Genomic DNA, 21,385 nt, shown 5'->3' with positions numbered 1-21,385 from the left:
GGCCCTGCATGAACCGCGACAGTCGTCACCTGGAATCCATCCTCCATCATGACATTCCCCTGACGCGGGACATGGGCCTGAAAGTGCTCGACTGGCACGCACATGAACTGCGCCTGCAGCTGCCGCTGGAAGCCAACGTCAACCACAAGAGCACCATGTTCGGCGGCAGCCTGTATTGCGGCGCGGTACTGGCCGGCTGGGGCTGGCTGCACCTGCGGCTGAAAGAAGCGGGGATCGACGACGGGCACATCGTGATTCAGGAAGGGCAAATCAACTACCCGCTGCCGGTGACCGGCGACGCCACGGCCATCTGCGCCGCGCCGAGCGAAGAGGTCTGGCACAGGTTCATCAGCATGTATGAGCGCTACGGTCGCGCGCGGCTGATCCTGCACACCCGGGTAGTGAATGCCGGCAGCGATGAAGATGCGGTGCGCTTTACCGGGCAATACGTGTTGCACCGGTGAACCTGTAGCCGCTGGCGCAGCCTGCGATTGGGCTAGGCGGCACTCCGACGAAGCAGCCGTGGATCGACTGACGATATTCTGTCTGACACACCGCGCGGACCGGTTTACGACTGCTGCGCAGCCGATCGCAGGCTGCGCCAGCGGCTACAAAGATCAGCCTCGCGCCAACTCCAGCAAGCGCCCGCGCCAGGCGGCCTTGGCCGGCAGCGCCAGGAAGAAGCCATTGAGCAGCGACTCCCGCGCCGGGTAGCAGAACGGCGCGCCGCTCAGATCCAGCACCTCGCCTCCGGCCCCCTCCAGCACGCCTTGGGCCGCCGCGGTGTCCCACTGCGACGTCGGTGCCAGTCGCGGGTAACAATCCGCCGCGCCTTCGGCCAGCAGGCAGAACTTCAATGAGCTGCCGATGTTCGCCAGTTGCAACTCGCCCAGGGCCGCGCTCAGCCCGGCCAACAGACGTTCCTGCTCAGGGCTGCTATGTCGACGGCTGGCGACCACGGTGAAGGCTTCGCCCGCCGCCAGGCGGTCACGCACGCGGATCGCCACCGGCGCCTCGCCCTTGTCGGCACGCCAGGCCCCGAGACCGGCGCCGCCGAAATAGCAGCGACCGCTGGTCGGCATCGACACCACGCCAAACACCACCCGCCCCTCTTCGATCAGGGCGATATTGACGGTGAACTCTTCACTGCCGGAGATGAATTCCTTGGTGCCATCCAGCGGATCCACCAGCCACCAGCGCTGCCAGCCGGCGCGCACGTCCCGAGGGATATCGGCGTCTTCTTCGGAGAGCACCGGGATGCTCGGGTCCAGCGCGACCAGGCCTTGTACGATCAGGTGGTGGGCCGCCAGGTCGGCCGCGGTCACCGGCGACTCGTCGGCCTTGCTGGTGACGGCGACGTCGGCGCGCCAGAACGGCAGGATCGCCTCGCCGGCCTTCAAGGCCAGGTCGATCACCGGCGCCAGCAATGGGTGGGGAAAATTCATCGATTGTTCGCTCATGCTTGAAAGGCGCCACGCTGGGTCAGCAGGTCGCGGGCCAGGTACAGCGCAGCCAGGGCGCGCCCCTCGGTAAATTGTGGGTTCTGCGCCAGGCTCGACAGCTCGCGCAGGTTGATCTTGTCCACGCGCATCGGCTCGGGCTCGTCGCCCTCCAGCCGTTCTTCGTAGAGGTCGGTGGCCAGCACCACCTGGATCTTCTGGCTCATGTAGCCAGGGGACAACGACAGCTCGGTCAGGTGTTCCAGCTGCCGCGCGCCAAAACCGGCCTCCTCCTTGAGCTCACGCTCGGCCGCCGCCAGCACATCCTCGCCGGGCTCGACCAGGCCCTTGGGCAGCGACAACTCGTAGGCGTCGGTGCCGCCGCAATATTCCTCGACCAGCACCGCGTGATCGGCATCGAGCATCGCCACGATCATCACCGCACCGTAGCCCGCGCCCTTGCCCACCAGGCGCTCGTAGGTGCGCTCCACACCGTTGGAAAAGCGCAGTTGCACCGCTTCGACGCAAAACAGACGGCTGGTGGCGACGATCTCGCGAGCGAGTACGGTGGGTTTCTGGCGCATAAAGGGCTCCTTGGCGTGAACGCGCTACTATAACGCGGCTTTCCCGATTGTTTGTGTCGGATATCTTTCTACCGTTCGAGACGTTTTCCATGCCCTTACTGCCCTGGCGCGACATCGATACCGTTCTGCTGGATATGGACGGGACCTTGCTGGACCTGCACTACGACAACCACTTCTGGATGGAGCACCTGCCCCAGCGCTATGCCGAGCTGCATGGCGTCAGCCGCGCCATGGCGGAAATGGAACTGCAGCCGCTGTTCGAGCGCAACGCCGGGCAATTGCAGTGGTATTGCCTGGACTTCTGGAGCGCCGAACTGAAATTGCCGGTGCGCGAACTGAAGCTGGAGACCGCCCACCTGATCGCCCTGCGCCCGGACGCCGACACCTTTCTCGCAGCGATCAAGCAGGCCGGCAAACGCGTGGTGCTGATCACCAATGCGCACCGCGATTCGTTGTCATTGAAGTTGGAAAAAGTCGAGCTGGCGCCCTATTTCGAACGTTTGATCAGTTCCCACGATTACGGCTTCGCCAAGGAGAACCCGCAGTTCTGGGACGCGCTGCACGCGGATATCGGCTTCGATCCGGCGCGCAGCCTGTTTATCGACGACACCCTGCCGATCCTGCGCAGCGCGCGGGATTTCGGTGTGGCCCATCTGTTGGCGGTGAGTGAACCGGATAGCCGCAAGGGGCCGAAAGACACGGCGGAGTTTGCCGCGCTGGAGGATTATCGAGCATTGATCGAGGGGCTGTAGAGCAATCCTGTAGCCGTTGCCGCAGGCTGCGATAAGGTCCGAAGGACCTTCAGCGATCGACATCGCCACGACTGTTTCACAGTCGATCGCAGCCTGCGGCAGCGGCTACAGGCCGAGCATTACTCGGGAATGCGCAATACCTGGCCCGGATAGATCTTGTCCGGGTGCGACAGCAACGGCTTGTTGGCCTCGAAGATCTTGTTGTACTTGTTGGCGTCGCCATACACGGCCTTGGAAATGGCGCTGAGGGTGTCGCCTTTTTTCACGGTGACAAAACGCGCGGCGGCGGCCACAGGACCGGTGACGGTGATCTGGTCGTCGACGCTACCAACGCCGGCAATGTTGCCCACCGCCAGCAGAATCTTTTCCTTCTCTTCCTGACTGGCCACTTCGCCGGTCACGATGACCTTGTCGCCTTCCACGGTAGCCTGGACGTTGGGGTTACCCAGGCCGACCTTGGCGATGTGCTCTTTCAACTGTTCGCTCGCATTGGCGTTACCCGGCGTCAACAGATCAATAAGCTTTTCGCCCGCTTCTTTCACAAAGCTAAAAATACTCATGGTGCACACTCCTTGGGTTTAATAGGTCCAGACGCGAAAGACTAGACCAGCCTTCAGAGGCGAGGTTCAAAATCGACCAATGACTCTGTGCATGGCAAGCACGCTAGAATCGCCTCCCCCCGCGCCCAGGAAGCGAAGATGGACATCAAACAGCTGAAATTCCTCATCGCTCTCGACGAAACCCGCCACTTCGGCCAGGCCGCCGCGCGCTGCCACATCACCCAGCCGACCCTGTCCATGCGCCTGCGCAACCTCGAGGAAGAACTCGAGCTGCCACTGGTCAACCGCGGCCAGCGTTTCGAGGGCTTCACCGCCCCCGGGGAACGGGTGCTGGCCTGGGCCCGCAGCGTGCTGGCCGCCTATGACGGGCTGCAGGCGGAGGCCGCCGCCTGTCGCGGCAATCTGGTCGGTACCCTGCGCCTGGGGGTGGTACCGCTGTCGAGTTTCGACCCGCTGCCGCTGATGCAGCGCCTGCACCAGGCGCACCCGAATGTGCGCTTCGAGTTGTCGGCGCTGAGTTCCGAGCAGATCCTCGAACAACTGGCGAGCAATCGCCTGGATATCGGCGTTTCCTACCTGGAGCGCCTGGACAGCGAACGCTTCGAATCCCTGGCCCTCGGCGAAACCCGCATGGGCCTGCTCTACGACCTACGCTTCTTCAGCTTCGGCGAGCAGCCCCTGAGTTGGGAGGCTGTGATCGAACTACCGCTGGGCATGCTGACCAGCGGCATGCATTTTCGCCAGTCCATCGACCATAACTTCCACAGTCGCGGCCTCACCCCACAACCGCTGCTGCAGACCGATGCCGTGCATCAACTGTTGCAAGCCGTACATGGCGGCCTGTGCTGCGCGATCATGCCGCTGGACGGCGGCCTGGAAACCCTCACCGAACACTTGCGCCTGCAGCCCATAGAAGACGCCAACACCCTGGCGCACCTGGGCCTGATCATGCGCCGCAGTGCACCGCGCTCGGCCCTGGCCGAGGCGTGCTTCGCCCTGCAGCAGAAATCACCGAGCGAGTCTTGATCGACGGCATCTATCGGCACATCAGTACTAGCAATTAGACGCGACACTTTGACGCGCTTAGTCTTAGGGCTGGATATTCCGCCGGTGATGCCCCATGAAACCCCAGCGCCCGGCTTGCGCGACGCCCACTGCGAAAACGCCCGCGCCCGCCGCCAGTCAGAACTACCGCTACAGCAACCTCGACCACACGGAATCGGCCAGCACCGCGCTCGCCGAGGAAGTCGCGCTGGCGATCGCCTATAACGGCATCAGCCAGGCCGTGATGCTGGTCACCCCCAGCGACCTGGAAGACTTCATCGTCGGCTTCAGCCTCGGCAGCGGCATCATCGGCGACGCGTCGGACATCTACGACCTGCAACTGAGCGGCAGCGGTTCGGCCCAGTACGCCCAGGTACAGATCTCCAGCCGTGCCTTCTGGAACCTCAAGCAACAACGCCGGCAACTGGCCGGTACCAGCGGTTGCGGCCTGTGCGGCGTGGAAGCCGTGGAGCAGGCCCTGCCGGACCTCAAGGTGCTGCCCGGCGCCCCGCTGCCGCCAGCCCAATGGCTCGATGGCCTGCGCCAGCGCATCAGCGCCTTCCAGCCCCTGGGCCAGCACTCCGGCGCGGTGCATGCGGCGGTGTTCATGAACGCCCAGGGCGAGTTGCTGCTGGGCCGTGAAGATATCGGCCGGCACAACGCGCTGGACAAGCTGATCGGTGCGTTGATCCGCCAGAACATCGCTACTGCCGGCGGCGTGGCCATCGTCACCAGCCGCTGCAGCCTGGAACTGATCCAGAAAGTCCTGCGGGCTGGCATCCAGACCCTGGTCAGCCTGTCGGCGCCCACCGGCCTGGCCCTGCAATGGGCACGCCGACACAACCTCAACCTCATCCACCTGCCGCAGAAAAGTGCGCCGCGGGTCTACAGCCCTGCAATGGAAAATCAAGCGTGAGCACCCATCATCAAGCCGACCAGACACCTACCCCGCGCTACAAACCCTACAAGGGCCCGGCCGGCGGCTGGGGCGCACTCATCAGCGTCGCCCAGGCCTGGCTGACCAGCGACAACGCCCTGAAAAATATCCGCATGATGCTCAAGACCAACCAGAACGGCGGCTTCGATTGCCCGGGCTGTGCCTGGGGCGATTCGCCGGAAAGCGGCATGGTCAAGTTCTGCGAGAACGGCGCCAAGGCGGTGAACTGGGAAGCCACCAAACGCCGCGTGGATGGCAAGTTCTTCGCCAAGCACAGCGTCAGCTCGCTGCTGGAGCAGAGCGACTACTGGCTCGAATACCAGGGCCGCTTGACCGAGCCCCTGAGCTACGACGCCGAGACCGATCGCTATCAGCCCATCAGTTGGGACGCGGCTTTCGCGCTGATCGGCAAGCACCTGCGGGCACTGCCCAGCCCGGACATGGCCGAGTTCTATACCTCGGGCCGCGCCAGCAACGAAGCCGCGTACCTGTACCAGTTGTTCGTGCGCGCCTACGGCACCAACAATTTCCCCGACTGCTCGAACATGTGCCACGAGGCCAGCGGCGTGGCCCTGGCGCAAAGCGTCGGCGTCGGCAAAGGCACCGTGACCTTCGACGACTTCGAGCATGCCGATGCGATTTTCGTCTGGGGCCAGAACCCCGGCACCAACCACCCACGGATGCTCGAGCCGCTGCGCGAAGCGGTGAAACGCGGTGCCCAGGTGGTCTGCGTCAACCCGCTGAAAGAGCGCGGCCTGGAGCGTTTCCAACATCCGCAGCACCCGATCGAAATGCTCACCAACGGCAACAAGCCGACCAATACCGCTTACTTCCGCCCGGCCCTGGGCGGCGACATGGCGGTGGTACGCGGCATGGCCAAGTTCCTCCTGCAATGGGAACGCGACGCCCAGAAGACTGGCGCGCCAGCGGTGTTCGATCACGATTTCCTCAACGAACACACCGCCGCCGTGCTGGATTACCTGAGCGTCATCGACGACACCCCATGGGACGACATCGTCGAGCAGTCCGGCCTGACCCTGGTGGAGATCGAGCGCGCGGCGCGCATGTACGCCAAGGGCAAGAACGTGATCATGTGCTGGGCCATGGGCATCACCCAGCATCGCCACTCGGTGCCGACCATCCAGGAAATCGCCAACCTGATGCTGCTGCGCGGCAATATCGGCCGGCCGGGCGCCGGCCTGTGCCCGGTGCGCGGCCACAGCAACGTGCAGGGCGACCGCACCATGGGCATCAATGAACAGCCGCCGGTGGCCTTCCTCGACGCCCTGGAGCGACGCTTCCAGTTCAAGGTGCCACGCGAGAACGGCCATAACGTGGTCGAGGCGATCCACGCCATGCTCGAAGGCCGTTCGAAAGTCTTCATCGGCCTGGGCGGCAACTTCGCCCAGGCCACCCCGGACAGTCCGCGGACCTTCCAGGCCCTGCGCAACTGCGACCTGACCGTACAGATCAGCACCAAGCTCAACCGCAGCCACCTGGCCCACGGTAAGGACGCACTGATCCTGCCGTGCCTGGGCCGCACCGACATCGACCTGCAGAGCGAAGGCGCGCAAGCGGTGACCGTGGAAGACTCCTTCAGCATGGTCCACGCCTCCAACGGCCAGTTGCAGCCACTGTCGCCGCAGATGCGTTCGGAGCCGTCGATCCTCGCCGGTATCGCCGCCGCTACCCTGGGCAACCATCCGGTGGACTGGAACTGGCTGGTGGCCGACTACAGCCGTATCCGCGACCTGATCGCCGACACCATTCCCGGCTTCAAGGACTTCAACGAGCGGGTGAAAAACCCTGGCGGCTTCTACCTCGGCAACTCGGCCGGCGCGCGGCGCTGGAACACCCCGTCGGGCCGCGCCAATTTCCGCCCGAACCTGCTGCCCAAGGATCTGCTGCATGAGCGCACCCGCGCCACCGGGCAGCTGCCGGACCTGATCATGCAGTCGATGCGCTCCCACGATCAGTACAACACCACCATCTATGGCCTGGACGACCGCTATCGTGGCGTGAAGGGCCAGCGCGATGTGCTGTTCGTCAACGAAGCCGACATCATCCGCCTGGGCTTCAAGCCAGGGCAGAAAGCCGACATCGTTTCGTTGTGGGATGACGGCCGCGAACGTCGGGTCAAGGGTTTCACCCTGCTGGCCTTCGATATTCCGGCTGGGCAGGCCGCGGCCTATTACCCGGAAGTGAACCCGCTGGTGCCGCTGGAAAGCATCGGGGACGGCAGTTGCACCCCGACCTCGAAGTTCGTCGCGATCCGCCTGGAAGCGGCCAGCGACAGCGGCTTGATCATGGCCCGGTCGGCCTGATCGACTGAATCGCAGGTACAAAAAAGGCCGCTTTCATCCAAAAGCGGCCTTTTCCAAGTAGCTACAGACCCGCAGAAACGGGATAAGTTCCCTACTAAAAACAATAAGTTACGAGATTGTGTACAACTCGTGCTATTCGTCGGATTTCGATTGTAAGCGCCTCAACACAGCCTCAGGATCGCGCCGTCATCCCTTTGAGGCTCCTCTATGAAGTTCTCCTCGATTCTCTTGTTGTCCCTTGGCCTGGTCAGCGGCATCGCCTCTGCCGGCGGCACCACAGAAGCAGGTGTGGGCGGCGCATTGGGCGGGGTTCTAGGCTCGGTCGTCGGTCAGTCGATTGGTGGTAGCACCGGTTCGACCATCGGTGCGGCCCTGGGCGGCGCGGGCGGCAGTGCCGTGGGTGCCGACAGACGCAGCCGTGGCGAAGCCGCTATCGGTGGCGCGCTGGGCGCAGCCGGCGGTAACGTGGTCGGTCGCAGCATGGGGGGCACCACGGGCAGCCTGATCGGCGCAGCCGCAGGCGGTGGCGTCGGCGGCGCGCTGGGTAACCACATGGGCAACTCCAGCGATCGTGACGATCGCCGCTACCGCGACTACGACGACCGTCGCTACTACCGCGACGGCCACCCAGGCCGTGGCCATGCCTACGGGCATCGCAAGCACAAACGTCACTGGCGCGACTAAGACCTGAAACGGTCGCAACCCGCTGACACAAAGACCGCAGCCTGACGGCAGCTCCTGCCAGACAGGGTTCATCACCCCCGGGATGAACCCCAAGGAGCCGCCTGAAGCTGCGGTCTTTTTTGCGCCTCACATCAGCAAGCGCTCCAGCGCTCCACGCAGCCCGGCGGGAATCCCGACCGGCTGGTTCGACGCCCGATCGACGAACACATGCACGAAGCGCCCCGCCGCGCAGGCATCGCTTTCCCCCGCCTTGAACACCGCTAGCTCGTACTGCACCGAACTGTTGCCCAGCTTGCCGACACGCAGAGCGATCTCGATGCGCTCGGGAAAAGCGATCGAGGCAAAGTAATCACAGGCCGAACTCACCACGAAACCCACCACCTCACCGCCATGGATATCCAGGCCACCCTCTTCGATCAGGTAAGCGTTCACTGCCGTGTCGAAGAAGCTGTAGTAGGTGACGTTATTCACATGACCGTACACATCGTTGTCGTGCCAGCGCGTGATGATTGGCTGGAAGTGGCGGTAGTCGGTACGTTGCGGCATGCGGTCGGTCATTGGCTGGATCTCGGAGGCAGGTGTCTGAAAGGCGACCATGGCATGGTCGATCAGGCGACGCCTATTTCAACCGATGGCCCGGTGATCGGCAAACCCTTTACCGGCCCGCGCCAGCTCGCCAATCAACCGCGCCGGCATCCAGTGCGCGCCCAGTTCCGCTTGCAGCCGTCGTAACCCTTGTTGAATGGACACCAGCCCCTGCCGGTCCGCCCAGCTCATCGGCCCGCCCTTGTCCGCCGGGAAGCCATAACCGTTGAGGTACACCAGGTCGATGTCGTGCGCCGAGCCGGCGATGCCTTCCTCGAGGATCTTCGCGCCTTCGTTGACCAGCGCCAGCAGGCAGCGTTCGAGGATTTCCTCGGGGCCGACATCGCGACGACGGTAGCCCAGGCCTTCGCTGACCTCCTGAACCAGGGCATCGACCTGCACATCGTGCTCGGCCTGGCGACTGCCGGGCTCGTAGTGGTAATAGCCGTTGCCGCTCTTCTGGCCGAACCGGCCAGCCTCGCACAGGCGATTATCCACCTGTACTTCGTGCGCCTCCTGGCCCTTGCCGGCCAGCTGCCGGGCGCGCCACTCCAGGTCGATGCCAACCACGTCGTACATGCGGAACGGGCCCATGGCAAAACCAAAGCCCTGCAATGCGGCATCTACCTGATAAGGGAAAGCGCCTTCCAGCAGCATCTTGCGCGCCTCCAGCACATAGGTGCGCAACATGCGGTTGCCGATGAATCCAGGGCAGTTGCCGGACACCACACTGACCTTGCCCATGCGCTCGCCCAGCGCCAACGCGGCCTCGAGCACCACGGGCGCAGTCGCGGCGCCCCGCACGATTTCCAGCAGTTTCATGATGTGCGCCGGGCTGAAGAAGTGCAGGCCCAGCACCTGCCGTGGCCGCCGGGTGACTGCGGCGATGGCATCGATATCCAGCGCCGAAGTATTACTGGCGAGGATCGCCCGCGGCTGGAGCAGGCCATCGAGTTCGCGGAAGATCTTCTGCTTCAGCTCAAGGTTTTCGTAGACCGCCTCGATCACCAGATCCACCTCGCGGATCGCCGGATAATCCGCCGCCGCGCTTACCCGGGCCCGGCGCGCATCGGCCTCTGCCTGATCGATCCGACCCTGACGCACATTGTGTGCATAAGTCTCGGCCACCGCTGTCAGCGCCTGTTCGAGCATCTGCGGATTGTTATCCACCCATTGCACCGCAACCCCGGCATTGGCCAGGCACATCACAATCCCGCGGCCCATGGTCCCGGCACCGATTACCGCGGCGCGCTGAATGTCGATCTGGCTCATAGTGGCTCCCTTGTTGGTGGCTCGAAGACGCAAACCACCATAATCAGGCCCAGGGTATTTTTGAAATTTATTCCTGTGATGAGTAGCATTCAGCGGATGGATCGGGCAGGTATTCTGTAGCCGCTGGCGCAGCCTGCGATCGAGCGCGAAGCGGTCGCAAACCCTGAATGCTCATTCCTCCAGACATACCGAAATGCCTGGATTTGCGGCTGCTACCGATCGCAGGCTGCGCCTGGGGCTATATGGACAAGTATCAATCCTGAAGGTGATGTTCGGCCCAATCGCGTACTTCGGCGTAGGGGTAATCCTCAAGTACCGCAAAACCCTGGATCGACCGCGCCTTGAGCTTGGTGAACAGCGGCACGCTGATCCCGCACAGGAAACGCGTCAGCCGTTCCGCCCCTGGAACCGTGCCGCTGTGCTGTTGGTGCCTGTGGATAAATTCACCGCACAGCGCTTCGAAGTTTTTATCCACAAGCGCGGGCAAGGCTGGCGGCTCCGGCAAGCGGGCCACCCGACCATGACACACCGAGCAATGCCCGCACCGCTGCGGTGCCTGGTCATCGCCGAAATACTGCGCCAGGCGATAGCCCAGGCACTGCTCGGTGGCGAACAGCGCGAGCATCGCGTGGATCCGCGCGATCTCGCTGCTTTCGTGCTGCTTGAAACAGGCGTGCAACTGCTGGCTCAAGGTCGCGGCATCGAAGCCCGTCTCCAGCAGGTTGTAGACCTCGGTCATCTGCTTGCTTTCCAGCTCGACCCAACCCTTTTCCTGGAAGTAATCCAGGGCCTTCACCACCCGGTTACGCTCGGCCTGATGTTGCTGATACAACGCGTCGAAATTCACCGTGGCCCAGGTCCGGGCACGGCTGGAGGTCTCGATGATCGCCGCCACGAACTCTCGGCGCTCACCCTCGAAACGCGCCAGCAGCACTTGCGGCTCCTCGAGGAACTTGAAGCGGTATTCGGCGAAGTAGGCGTAACGCGGCGCGATCAGGCCACGCAATTCCAGTTGTACCAGCAAGGTCTTGAGCGGCAGCTGGCGGATATTGCTCTGGTCCGCCAGCGGCCCCAGCAGGAACTCCCACTGCCCGTCGGGCGCCGCGCCCTGCAACTCGTCCAGCACACAACGAATGCCTTCCAGCTCCGGCGTGTCGCCGTAGACGAAGTTCTCCAGCACGTTGAGGCTGTCGCGGTTGGCCAGCACCAGGCAGTCCGAAGGTTGGCCATCACGCCCGGCGCGGCCGATTTCCTGGCTGTAGTTCTCGATGGATTTGGGCAGGTCGAAATGCACCACATTGCGAATGTCGCTCTTGTCGATGCCCATGCCGAAAGCGATGGTGGCAACGATACAGTTGGACTGGCCAATCATGAACTGGCGCTGGATGGCCTCGCGCTGCTCATGGGGCAGGCCGGCGTGATAGGCCTGGGCCTGGATGCCGTTGCGACTCAGATGCTCGGCGATGTGCTCGGCGGTTTTCTGCAAGGTGACATAGACAATGCTCGGCTGCCCGGGACGCTCGCTCAGCCACTGCACCAGGCGCCGGCGCTTGTCCTGGCCACGCACCGGCTCCACCAGCAGGTTGAGGTTGGGCCGGTAGAAACCGGTGGTCACCACATCCTGCCCGGCGATGGCGAATTTCGCCTGCATGTCGGCGATCACCTTGGGCGTGGCGGTAGCGGTCAGCAGCAGTGCCTGGGGAATGTCGAACTGGCGCTGGTAGTCCGGCAGCTTGAGGTAGTCGGGACGAAAGTTATGGCCCCATTCGGAGATGCAGTGCGCCTCGTCCACCACCAGCAGGGAGATCCGCACCTGCTGCAGGAAGTTGCGAAAGCGCTCGTTCTTCAGGCGCTCCACCGAGATCATCAGGATCTTCAGCTCACCGGAGCGCGCCCGCGCCATGACCTCGTTGGCGTCGTCGCGGCTCTGCGCCGAATCGATGCTCGCCGCAGCGATGCCGTGGCGCTGGAGGAAGGCCAGCTGATCCTGCATCAGCGCCAGCAGCGGCGAGACCACCAGGGTCAGGTGCGGCAGCAGCAAGGCCGGTAGCTGGTAGCACAGGGACTTGCCGGAGCCCGTGGGAAAGATCGCCGCCGCCGAGCGCCCGGCCAGGACCGCGCTGACCGCCGCCTCCTGGCCGGGACGAAACTGTGGATAACCGAAGACCTGTTCGAGGGTGTCGTGCATGAGCTGTCACTCCTTTGACCGCTGACGTGCCTTGCAGACTGGCACAGGGTCGGGAAAAGGTCGGGGAAGAAAGGATACGGGATGATACAGGGAGGCGGAGAATGCTGTCCGGCTGGGGTCATGCGGAGTTTTTCAGGGTGTATCGCGAACCACCAAGCAGCCGATGGCTCGCGATAAAAGTCGCGCTCTTAGCGCATCGCGCGGCAATCCACCCACTTCACGCCATTGCTCTTGTTCGCGGCGATCAGCACCGGTACCGCCAGGGGCGCCTTGTTGTGAATGTCGTGGAACAAAATGATCCCCCGGCGCCACAGCAGCATCAGGGTCTGCACCCGCTGGCTCGCCGCGCTGGCGCTGAGGCTCTTGCTCCAGTCCTGGGAGTCGATACCCCAGAGCATCACCTTGATGCCCTGGGCCTTGAAGAACGCCGCACTGTCACTCGAACGCTGGCCATAAGGCGGGCGGAACAGCGCTTGGTAGTCATCCGGCAACGTGCCGCGTACCAGGGTCGCGGAGCGGGTGATGGACTGCTGCCATTCGCTCCAGGCGCTGTGGGACTTGTGTTCCCAGCCATGCAGGGCAACGCACTGGCCGCTGTACAACTCACGCATTTGTGCCGGCGACGACTTGCGCAGACGCGCCTGGAACGGCTCGCCCAGCACGAAGAACAGGCTATGCAGGTCGTTGGCCCGCAGCACGCTGGCCAGCGTATCAGTGTGGCCGCCCGCGGCCGTCGGGCCGTCGTCGAAGGTCAGCAGAAACTGCCGGTCCGCCAACTCGTCGCCCATCAGCTCGGCGCTGTCGAAACGTTCGATCTCACTGCTGATCTTCGGGAACAAGGCCGCCAGGCGCAGCTGTTCGTTCAGGTACTGCTCATGAAACTGGCGGCTCGCCTGGGCCCACGCGTCATAGGCCGGGCTGACCGTCCCGGTGAAGCCCTGGGCCAGTTGCCGCAAATCATCCAGGTTACGCACCAGCGGGCAGAAGGCCGCGCCTTCACAGTCCTGGCTGGCGCTGTGGTAACTGCCGAGCAGGCGTATCCAGAAACGCTCGCGCACTTGCTCGACCGAATGATGGTCCAGCGCCTTGACGCCCAGGCGCTGCTTGAGGCTGACATCGTCCAGCGCCTCGCTGGCCAGCAGGGCCTTGCCGAACATCAGGATTTCCGCGCGCGAGGCGGTATCGAAGCCCGCTGGCGTGGCCAGCGAACCCGGCCAGGTGCCACGGTCGATGGTGGCGAACACCATCGGGCCGGCAGCCTGGGCAACGGCCGTCCACAGGGACAACATCAACGCAACAACCAGAACCCGCATAACAACCTCCATGAATGCATAACGCGCCGTGGGACGGCGCGTTATGGGGGTCAGATCAATACCCGTGAATCAGCGGTTTTGCACACGCTCGATGGCTTTGTCGTACACCGGGTTGGCCTTCTGCTGCTTGGCCAACTGATAGTGACGCAGGGCATCGGCGAACTGGCCAGCCGCTTCGTAGATCCGTGCGATGTTGTAGTAGGAGCTGGCGCGCACGGTGGCCGCCGAGCTGCCGCTGGCCAGGGCGATGGCCTTGCGGTTGGCCCAGATCGATTCAGCGGTGTTGCCGGCTTTCTGATAGGCCAGGCCGAGGTTGCTGTAGGCCTGACCGTAGCCGTTGTTCAGCTCGATGGCCTGACGGTAGAAGTCGATGGCTTGCTGCAGGTTCCCGGCGTGGTAAGCCTCTTCGCCCTTGCGGTTCAGGGTTTTCGCATCGGCTTGTGCGCTGCTGCTGACGGCAACGGCGGCAACTTCCACTTTGTCGTCGAGCAACGGCGACACTTCGTTCAACACATCCTGCGCGTCGACGGTCACGCCGCTAAGGGTGTTGATGTCCTGGAAGTCGCCATTGCCGGTCATGCGGAACACGGTCCACAGGTTACCGCTGCGGTCCTGCGGCACATAGTAGGTGCGCACCAGCGACTGGCCCATGTACACGAACACCTTGGCCTGGCTGGCGGCGAGCTGACGGGATTCAGGGCGGGTCTGGTTGCTGTAGTCATGCACCGCGTACACATAGCTTTCGCCGTAGTGTTTCTTTTCCAGCGTGATGGTTTCCGGGCCGTAGCCGTCGATATCGTCGACGTCCAGGTGGGCATCCTCACCTTGCTGGTTGCGGAAGTAGATGTTGTTGCCCGGGAAGATCATGTGCGAATCGAGATCGCTGGGGGTCGCGCCCCAGGTCAGCACCACGCGCAGGCCATCGAGATTCTGCATCACCGGGCTGATGGCGTAGGTCATGCCGCTGCACGGGCACTTGACCACCAGGTTGGAATAGCCGGGTTTCTTGATGATCAGCAGGTTGCTGGGGTCATCGGCAAAGTCGGTGGTCAGGGTCACCTGGCCTTGTGCATTGGTACGACCGACCACGCTCTGTGCACCATTGCGCTGCACCAGCACTTCGGCGTCGGCGATCTTCTGGTCCTTGACCACCGCGCTCAGCACCTCGACCGGCAGTTGCTGCGCCGTTACCGAAAACGCCAATGCCCACAACGAAAAAATCGAAGTCACGCGAAACAAGCGCATACCTAATTCCCTTTAAGTGTATGAAGTCGGCACCCAAGGGTACCCGGCAGATTTCGCGCGCACCATACACAGTTTTTTGGGGGTTTGCTTGTTAATCCATCAGGAAATGCTGGTGTCTACGGGAATCCCTGAAACTTGCCGGGGAGCGGGGGATGGCAAATCCTTTCACACCGATTTGAAACCGGGCAAACCATTAGCCGCCCGCCACGCCTTCACTAGCCGTGTGATGCCTTCGGACAAGTCATCGGCACCATTCTCTGGGTAAAAAATCAGATCGGAGCCTGCTGGGTATTCGCTTACCTTTTGGAAATGGCGCATCCACTTCTTTTTCAGTGTCTTCATCTCCAATGATGCGGTCGAGCAAGTCTATGAACTCATGCTCCGTGTAATCAGAAAAAATAACTTTTCATATTTTTTATCGTTCCTGCAAACGAGACTGAGCCGCACAAAACCCGGAAGGACTTAGCCATTAGCCGTCAGTTGGAAATCATATGCAGAGAGATCAAATTTCCTCTCAGTGATCTTTTCAAACTCAGTCAACTGCACTGCAGTCAGGTCATAGCCTTCCCAACCTTGAGGGTCCACTGCCCAGCCCATGATCTCTTTCACACGCTCGTCACAATCGGCCGGCAGCTCTACGTCAAAAACCAACAGCTCGGTTTTTTTGTCAAAAGCCTCAACGAGAAACTTCATGGTTCTATGCTCCTTGCTCTGTCAGCTGCTTTAGTTTGTTCACCAGTAAGCGGATCAAACTCGCCAAGATGGCGGCCGCGTTTGTCATACATTTCAACTGCGCCATGTTGAGAGTCCCATTCTAAAATTAGTCCTTTTGCCGTTTTCCATCGTTTACGTCGCCCACCACCTCCTTGGACAGAGGTTTTCCGCTTTGCCCTAATCGCATCAGGAAAGCCAGGCAAGGCACTCGGTGCAAGAACATGCCCTGACACCGGTGTACTCAGCACAATGTACAGCGGCTGAACTCCAGACCCCGGCGGAAACACCAGAATAAAATCCCGATACTCCGGCGGATAAATCGGACTCACGATGATCCGCTCCGCCGCCTCAGTCGGCGGAAAAATCCAGATCGGAGGTGTCTGTGGCGCCGCTTCCAGCGGTGGTGTCCCTATGGTGCTCGAAGGGTCCGCCGCCGGGGTCCAGGTGATGGTGATGCCACCCCCCAGGTCGGCCACTTGCTGCTCGCCACGGGCCTCGAACTGAGCCACCGGAATCATTTCCCACTCGCGGCGCCCCTGGGTGTTGAAGCCGTAGCCCTTGAGGCTGCCATCGGCCTGCTGCTCAACTCGCAGGCGTAGCCGGGTGCGAGCTTGCTTGAGATTACGTAGCTGCTCTTCGCTGTACAACGCGCCATCACCCAGGCTCGATGGAGCGAGCAAAGCCAGTAACCCCAGCAACGCACCGGCCGCTACGCCTGAAGAGATAAGCCCCAGGCCACTGCCGGTGGTACCAGCCGCCGCTGAGACACCACCCAGGGTCAAGGCACCGAGATTCGCCGGCAGCGCACCGCTGATACGCTTGAGGGGCACATGCCCACCCGCCTCGATCTCGCGACCACCGAGCAGCGTCAGCACACCGTAATTCGCCACCGCATCAGTCGGTATAAAGCCTGTCGGGGTGACGTAATCGATGACTGCGTTCGGCAGCTTGCAAGACTTGGTGAACACGCAACCGACGGGCGCTGGTTGCGATTCAACCCGTGTAGTCGGCAACCGCTCTTCATAGGCCTGCTGACGAGCGAGCATCTGTTCATAAAGCCGCTGCGCCTCATCACGTTCCGCCAATTCGCTCGCGGTCATATCGCGCAGGCGGCGATAACCGCCGCCGTCAGCGTCGTAGTGCTGCCATGCCTGGGGCACATCCTTGTTGCGGGCCATAGTCCTTTGCTCGGTCGCCAGGGAAACCCCGGCCTTCAACCGGGGCTCTCACGTTACCCAGCGCGAGGAGGTCCTGGCTGTCAGGCAAATCCGAGTTGGTCGAGCGACTTTTCTTTTTCGTTCAAGCCCGGCGATTGCCCCTAAACGGCCTACGACAGGACACAAGGATTTACCTTACAAATCGCGGTGAATCTGGCTTATTGAGCCGCTCGGACCAGCAGCCTAGAGTTTGAACGGGCTGAATGACACCCACAAAAAAGCCGCCCCGAAGGGCGGCTTCTTGAACCACTAACCCGACGCTTACAACTTCGGACCGGCAGCCTTGATCGCGTCGCTCACGTCGAACTTCTTGAAGTTCTCGATGAACAGGCCGGCCAGGGCCTTGGCGGCTTCGTCGTAGGCGGCTTTGTCAGCCCAGGTGTTGCGTGGGTTGAGCAGGCCGGTTTCGACGCCTGGAACGGCCAGTGGCACGTCCAGGTTGATGGTGTCCAGGTGCTCGGTCTCGGCACCGACCAGAGCACCGCTCTGGATAGCTGCGATCACGCCACGGGTGGTCGGGATGTTGAAGCGCTTGCCAACGCCGTAGCCGCCGCCGGTCCAGCCGGTGTTGACCAGGTAGACCTTGGAGCCGAAGCCGCGGATGCGCTTGATCAGCAGCTCTGCGTATTCGCCGGCCGGACGCGGGAAGAACGGTGCGCCGAAGCAGGTGGAGAAGGTCGACTTGATGCCGGCGCCCGAACCCATTTCGGTCGAGCCCACCAGGGCGGTGTAGCCGGACAGGAAGTGGTAGGCGGCTTGTTCTTCGCTGAGGATCGAGACGGGCGGCAGTACGCCGGTCAGGTCGCAGGTCAGGAAGATCACGGCGTTCGGCTCGCCACCGAGGTTTTTCGCGGAACGCTTCTCGACGTGCTCCAGCGGGTAGGCGGCGCGGCTGTTCTGGGTCAGGCTGCCGTCGGCGTAGTCGGCCTTCTTGGCGTCGTCCAGCACAACGTTTTCCAGCACGGCGCCGTGCTTGATGGCTTTCCAGATGACCGGCTCGTTCTTCTCGGACAGGTCGATGCACTTGGCATAGCAACCGCCTTCGATGTTGAACACCACGCCCTCGCCCCAGGCGTGCTCGTCGTCACCGATCAGGTAACGGCTTTCATCGGCGGACAGGGTGGTCTTGCCGGTACCGGACAGACCGAAGAACAGGGTCACGTCGCCCGCTTCGCCGATGTTGGCGGCGCAGTGCATCGGCAGCACGTCGGCCGCCGGCAGCAGGAAGTTCTGCACCGAGAACATGGCTTTTTTCATTTCACCGGCGTAGCGCATGCCGGCGATCAGCACTTTCTTCTGAGCGAAGTTGAGGATCACGCAACCGTCGGAGTTGGTGCCGTCACGCTCTGGAACGCATTCGAAGTTGGCAACGTTGAGCACCTGCCACTCATCACGACCAGCCGGATTGTACTGGGCCGGGTTGATGAACAGGCAACGACCGAACAGGTTCTGCCAGGCAGTCTGGGTGGTCATCTTCACGGCCAGGTAGTGCTCGTCGGAAGCACCTACATGCACATGGGAAACAAAATGCTCTTGCGCGTTGTTGAACGCCTCGACGCGAGCCCACAGGGCATCGAACTTGTCGGCCGGAAACTTGCGGTTGATCGGGCCCCAGGCGATAGCGTCCTGGGTGCTCGGCTCTTCAACGATGAAACGATCGACTGGCGAACGGCCGGTACGGTGACCGGTACGAACAACTAGCGCGCCGGTATCGGCAAGCTCGCCTTCACCGCGCTTCAGGGCTTCTTTGACCAGATCATCAACACTCAGATCGGTGTACACGGCGTTATTGGCTTGCGTCATGAGGTTCCCCGTCGGCCAGTGGCCGAGTGCTCCAAACGTTTTGTAGTAGAAAGTCGTGCACTACTACCGCGAAAAAAGTGCGCCGGATTATGCCAGAAAAGCCCAAAAAGAGTAGGGCCCTCCCGTCAGAACGGCGTTAATCCGGCGCTTGCCAGGTGATTTACCTGTGCTGAACCGTTTTAGTGACGAGTATCTGACGGCGACTCGACACCCGCTCCAGCGAACAATTGGCTGATATCGGCCGCATCGAACAGGTAGCGCTCGTTGCAGAACTGGCAATCGATCTCGATGCTGCCACCGTGTTCGACCACCAGTTTCTGCGCATCTTCCAGGCCCAGACTGACCAGCGCATTGCCCGAGCGCTCCCGCGAGCAGCTGCAACGGAAGCGCAGCGGTTGCACATCGAACAGGCGCACGGCTTCTTCATGGTAGAGGCGATGGAGCACGGTTTCGTTGTCCAGGCTCAGCAGTTCATCGGCGGTCAGGGTGCTGCCCAGCGCGGTGATGTGCTGCCAGCTGGCGGCGCGCTCTTCTTCATCCTTGAGGCGGTCGGCCGGCAACTGCTGCAGCAGCAGGCCGCGGGCGCGACGACCGTCGGCGTGCAGCCAGAAACGGGTGCCGACCTGCTGGGACATGACGAAATAGTTGGTGAAGCATTCCGACAGGGTCGCGCCGTCCAGGTCGACGATGCCCTGGTAGCGCTGGCCGTGGGTCGGGTCGACGGTCAGGGCCAGCACGCCATTGGGCATCAGGTCGGCCAGGGTCGCGTCCGGGGCGATCTGCTCCGCGTCATAGCGGGCCAGACCACGGATCTCGCGCTCGCTGGAGCACTCGATCATCAGCAATGGCACCGGGCCCTCGGAACGGGCCTGGAGGATCAGCAAGCCATCGAACTTCAGCGTGCCGACCAGCAGCGCGGCCGCCGCCATCAGCTCGCCGAGCAGTTGCGCAACCGGCTCCGGGTATGCGTGTTTGGCGAGGACTTCGGCATAGCTGCGCTCCAACGCCACCAGCTCGCCGCGGGCGTCGCTGTCATCGAAGATGAAGCGTTGGGTGAAGTCGGTATCCGGCAAATGAGTCATAGGTTTGGGTATCTGAAGTGATGACAAAATGGTTACAAGATATGAAAATTGCGTTTTTTGCACTGTTACGGTGCGCGATTTTCTGCCATTGGAGGCATTTTATGAACAATCCGAGTTTGTTCCAAGCAAGGTGGAACCTCGGCAAGCTGGTGTTGTGCAATTTGCTCCCCCTGGCACTGCTGGGTTTCTGGTTATGGCCAAGCGGGCACATGCTTTGCGTGATGTTCGACGAATGGCTGTTCCGCCTGCTGAATGCTCCCCTTGCGAGCAATTCCACCTGGCTGCATATCTGGGCCGTGGCCAGCCTCAGGCCTTTCGACGCGATAGTCGGGCTGATCCTGCTGACCCTGTTGATTCGCGGTGACTGGGTGTTCAAGGCCGTGGACCTGCGCCGGGCCTTTTTCGGCTTCCTGTCGATCCTGGTCTTGATGCTGGTTATCCGCTTGTTGTTCTCCAGGCTCGCCGACGCCATGGGCTGGCAGCACGACAGCCCGTCGATGATGCTCCAGGATGCCGTGCACATGAGCGACTACTTCCCGCACTGGGAAAAAACCTGGGAGCTCAAGGATCGTTCCAGCCAGAGCTTCCCCGGCGACCACGCCTCGGTGCTGTTGATCTGGGCGCTGTTCATGAGCGTGTTCAGCCGCGGCACCGGCCAGCTCCTGGTGATCTGGGGCCTGACCCTGCTGTTCATGATGCCGCGCCTGGTGGCCGGCGCGCACTGGGGCCAGGACGACTATATCGGCGGCGTGCTGCTGGCGGTCTGGGCGCTCGGCTGGGGCTACTACACCCCGTACGCGGCCAAGGCCTCGAACTTCCTGCTGCGGGTAACCGACCCGCTGTTCAACCTGCTGGGCAAATTGCCGTTGCTGTCGCGCCTGAGTGTGGTGCGGGCTGCCTGAATCTGGCCCGCTCCCTATAGGAGCCAGCTTAAAGTGGTGAGGGGCAACAGTCGCAGCTGATCGCGAGCAAGCTCGCTCCTTCAGGTTCAGGTTCAGGTTCAGGTTCAGGTTCAGGTTCAGGTTCAGGTTCAGGTTCAGGTTCAGGTTCAGGTTCAGGAATAGTGTGGGTTGCTTATTCGTGGCTGTGGAACTTGAACAGGTCGCGCCGCTGTTTCTTGGTCGGCTTGCCGTCGGTGCTCACCCCCAGGGCTCCGGCCTTGCGCAGGGCCGCGGCATTTTCCCGCTTGGCGATGCTGGCTTCGGTTTCCGTATAGAGAGCCTGCGCCTCCGGCGCCCCACGGCGCACGATCGACAGGGCCCGGACCACCACGGTGCGTTCGTCGAAACCGGTGCGTATCTCATACTCGTCGCCGATCCTCGGCTCCTTGCCCGGTTTGCAGCGCTCGCCACGGTGATGCACCTTGCCGCTTTCGATGGCGGCCTTGGCCAGGGCGCGAGTCTTGTAGAAGCGCGCCGCCCACAGCCATTTATCCAGACGGACCTTGTCGTCGTCTTCGGCTTTTTGTGCCATGGCATTTCCTCATTCTGAAATATTTTCGAACTGTACTACCGTTTCTCTCGTGCCATGAATTGCGATGGCTCGGTTTAGAATGCGAGGCTCTGCAGCAGCCCGTCCGGGAGCTGTGGAGCCGGGCCTGGATATCTGTCGCCTTTTACCCATTAATCTGCGTGAATACCGC

General features: G+C 62.2%; 21 protein-coding genes. 7 read left to right on the top strand and 14 right to left on the bottom strand.

Annotated features, from left to right (window positions below):
- Positions 1-8 precede the first annotated feature (8 nt).
- Complete coding sequence (locus tag IF690_RS02595; RefSeq protein WP_202698728.1) at positions 9-464, top strand: YiiD C-terminal domain-containing protein; 456 nt, start codon at positions 9-11, stop codon at positions 462-464.
- A gap of 153 nt (positions 465-617) precedes the next feature.
- Here IF690_RS02595 and cysQ read toward each other — a convergent pair whose 3' ends face one another.
- Together cysQ and nudE are read right to left on the bottom strand one after the other, a co-directional pair.
- Positions 618-1,445, bottom strand: coding sequence for a 3'(2'),5'-bisphosphate nucleotidase CysQ (gene cysQ, locus IF690_RS02590; RefSeq protein ID WP_202698727.1), 828 nt, complete (start codon positions 1,443-1,445; stop codon positions 618-620).
- A gap of 11 nt (positions 1,446-1,456) precedes the next feature.
- Positions 1,457-2,023 carry an ADP compounds hydrolase NudE gene (gene nudE, locus IF690_RS02585; protein ID WP_202698726.1) on the bottom strand — a complete coding sequence of 189 codons (567 nt, stop codon included), beginning with the start codon at positions 2,021-2,023 and terminating at the stop codon, positions 1,457-1,459.
- Between the two features lie 89 nt (positions 2,024-2,112).
- Between nudE and yrfG the strand changes: the two genes are divergently transcribed.
- On the top strand, positions 2,113-2,775 hold the full coding sequence (yrfG, locus tag IF690_RS02580; RefSeq protein WP_202698725.1) for a GMP/IMP nucleotidase: 663 nt from the start codon (positions 2,113-2,115) through the stop codon (positions 2,773-2,775).
- Positions 2,776-2,894: 119 nt separating this feature from the next.
- Here the strand turns inward: yrfG and lysM are convergent, their stop codons facing one another.
- Positions 2,895-3,335, bottom strand: a complete 441-nt coding sequence (gene lysM / locus IF690_RS02575; protein WP_202698724.1) for a peptidoglycan-binding protein LysM — start codon at positions 3,333-3,335, stop codon at positions 2,895-2,897.
- Positions 3,336-3,473: 138 nt separating this feature from the next.
- Here lysM and IF690_RS02570 point away from each other — a divergent pair, with 138 nt between their 5' ends.
- From IF690_RS02570 to IF690_RS02555, 4 genes are all read left to right on the top strand, one after another.
- Entirely contained in the window at positions 3,474-4,361 is an 888-nt protein-coding gene (locus IF690_RS02570; protein WP_202698723.1) for a LysR family transcriptional regulator, read from the top strand.
- Positions 4,362-4,455: 94 nt separating this feature from the next.
- Positions 4,456-5,295: a formate dehydrogenase accessory sulfurtransferase FdhD gene (gene fdhD / locus IF690_RS02565; protein WP_202698722.1), complete on the top strand. Its 840-nt coding sequence runs from the start codon at positions 4,456-4,458 to the stop codon at positions 5,293-5,295.
- Positions 5,292-7,640 (top strand): FdhF/YdeP family oxidoreductase, encoded by a 2,349-nt coding sequence (locus IF690_RS02560; protein ID WP_202698721.1) that lies wholly within the window; start codon positions 5,292-5,294, stop codon positions 7,638-7,640. Before fdhD ends, IF690_RS02560 begins: the two co-directional genes overlap by 4 nt.
- 207 nt (positions 7,641-7,847) lie before the next feature.
- Entirely contained in the window at positions 7,848-8,324 is a 477-nt protein-coding gene (locus IF690_RS02555; RefSeq protein WP_202698720.1) for a glycine zipper domain-containing protein, read from the top strand.
- Between the two features lie 126 nt (positions 8,325-8,450).
- Here the strand turns inward: IF690_RS02555 and IF690_RS02550 are convergent, their stop codons facing one another.
- From IF690_RS02550 to hslO, 10 genes are all read right to left on the bottom strand, one after another.
- Positions 8,451-8,882: an acyl-CoA thioesterase gene (locus tag IF690_RS02550; protein WP_202701280.1), complete on the bottom strand. Its 432-nt coding sequence runs from the start codon at positions 8,880-8,882 to the stop codon at positions 8,451-8,453.
- Positions 8,883-8,948: 66 nt separating this feature from the next.
- The gene (locus IF690_RS02545; protein ID WP_202698719.1) at positions 8,949-10,181 is read right to left on the bottom strand and encodes a 3-hydroxyacyl-CoA dehydrogenase; all 1,233 of its coding nucleotides are present in this window, start codon (positions 10,179-10,181) and stop codon (positions 8,949-8,951) included.
- 253 nt (positions 10,182-10,434) lie between these two features.
- Entirely contained in the window at positions 10,435-12,369 is a 1,935-nt protein-coding gene (locus tag IF690_RS02540) for a RecQ family ATP-dependent DNA helicase (protein ID WP_202698718.1), read from the bottom strand.
- Positions 12,370-12,557: 188 nt separating this feature from the next.
- The gene (locus tag IF690_RS02535; protein WP_202698717.1) at positions 12,558-13,682 is read right to left on the bottom strand and encodes a polysaccharide deacetylase family protein; all 1,125 of its coding nucleotides are present in this window, start codon (positions 13,680-13,682) and stop codon (positions 12,558-12,560) included.
- A gap of 69 nt (positions 13,683-13,751) precedes the next feature.
- A complete protein-coding gene (locus tag IF690_RS02530; protein WP_009046468.1) occupies positions 13,752-14,927 on the bottom strand; it encodes a tetratricopeptide repeat protein in 1,176 nt (391 codons plus the stop codon).
- A 165-nt stretch (positions 14,928-15,092) separates the two neighbouring features.
- A complete protein-coding gene (locus tag IF690_RS02525; protein ID WP_353844195.1) occupies positions 15,093-15,269 on the bottom strand; it encodes a bacteriocin immunity protein in 177 nt (58 codons plus the stop codon).
- A 120-nt stretch (positions 15,270-15,389) separates the two neighbouring features.
- Positions 15,390-15,620, bottom strand: a complete 231-nt coding sequence (locus IF690_RS02520) for a DUF7683 domain-containing protein (protein ID WP_202698716.1) — start codon at positions 15,618-15,620, stop codon at positions 15,390-15,392.
- On the bottom strand, positions 15,617-16,819 hold the full coding sequence (locus tag IF690_RS02515; RefSeq protein WP_202698715.1) for a colicin E3/pyocin S6 family cytotoxin: 1,203 nt from the start codon (positions 16,817-16,819) through the stop codon (positions 15,617-15,619). Before IF690_RS02515 ends, IF690_RS02520 begins: the two co-directional genes overlap by 4 nt.
- 300 nt (positions 16,820-17,119) lie before the next feature.
- Positions 17,120-18,661, bottom strand: a complete 1,542-nt coding sequence (locus IF690_RS02510; protein WP_023970021.1) for a phosphoenolpyruvate carboxykinase — start codon at positions 18,659-18,661, stop codon at positions 17,120-17,122.
- Between the two features lie 179 nt (positions 18,662-18,840).
- Positions 18,841-19,743, bottom strand: coding sequence for an Hsp33 family molecular chaperone HslO (hslO, locus tag IF690_RS02505; RefSeq protein ID WP_007931739.1), 903 nt, complete (start codon positions 19,741-19,743; stop codon positions 18,841-18,843).
- A 101-nt stretch (positions 19,744-19,844) separates the two neighbouring features.
- Between hslO and IF690_RS02500 the strand changes: the two genes are divergently transcribed.
- Entirely contained in the window at positions 19,845-20,645 is an 801-nt protein-coding gene (locus IF690_RS02500) for a phosphatase PAP2 family protein (protein WP_202698714.1), read from the top strand.
- Between the two features lie 172 nt (positions 20,646-20,817).
- Here the strand turns inward: IF690_RS02500 and IF690_RS02495 are convergent, their stop codons facing one another.
- Positions 20,818-21,216, bottom strand: coding sequence for an RNA-binding S4 domain-containing protein (locus tag IF690_RS02495; RefSeq protein ID WP_023970018.1), 399 nt, complete (start codon positions 21,214-21,216; stop codon positions 20,818-20,820).
- Positions 21,217-21,385: the final 169 nt, after the last annotated feature.

This window comes from Pseudomonas sp. SK3(2021) (genome assembly GCF_016772375.1).
GTDB classification, from domain to species: domain Bacteria; phylum Pseudomonadota; class Gammaproteobacteria; order Pseudomonadales; family Pseudomonadaceae; genus Aquipseudomonas; species Aquipseudomonas chlororaphis_I.
The sequence above is the reverse complement of the archived record's forward strand: the minus strand, read 5'-3'. Positions and strand labels throughout refer to the sequence as shown.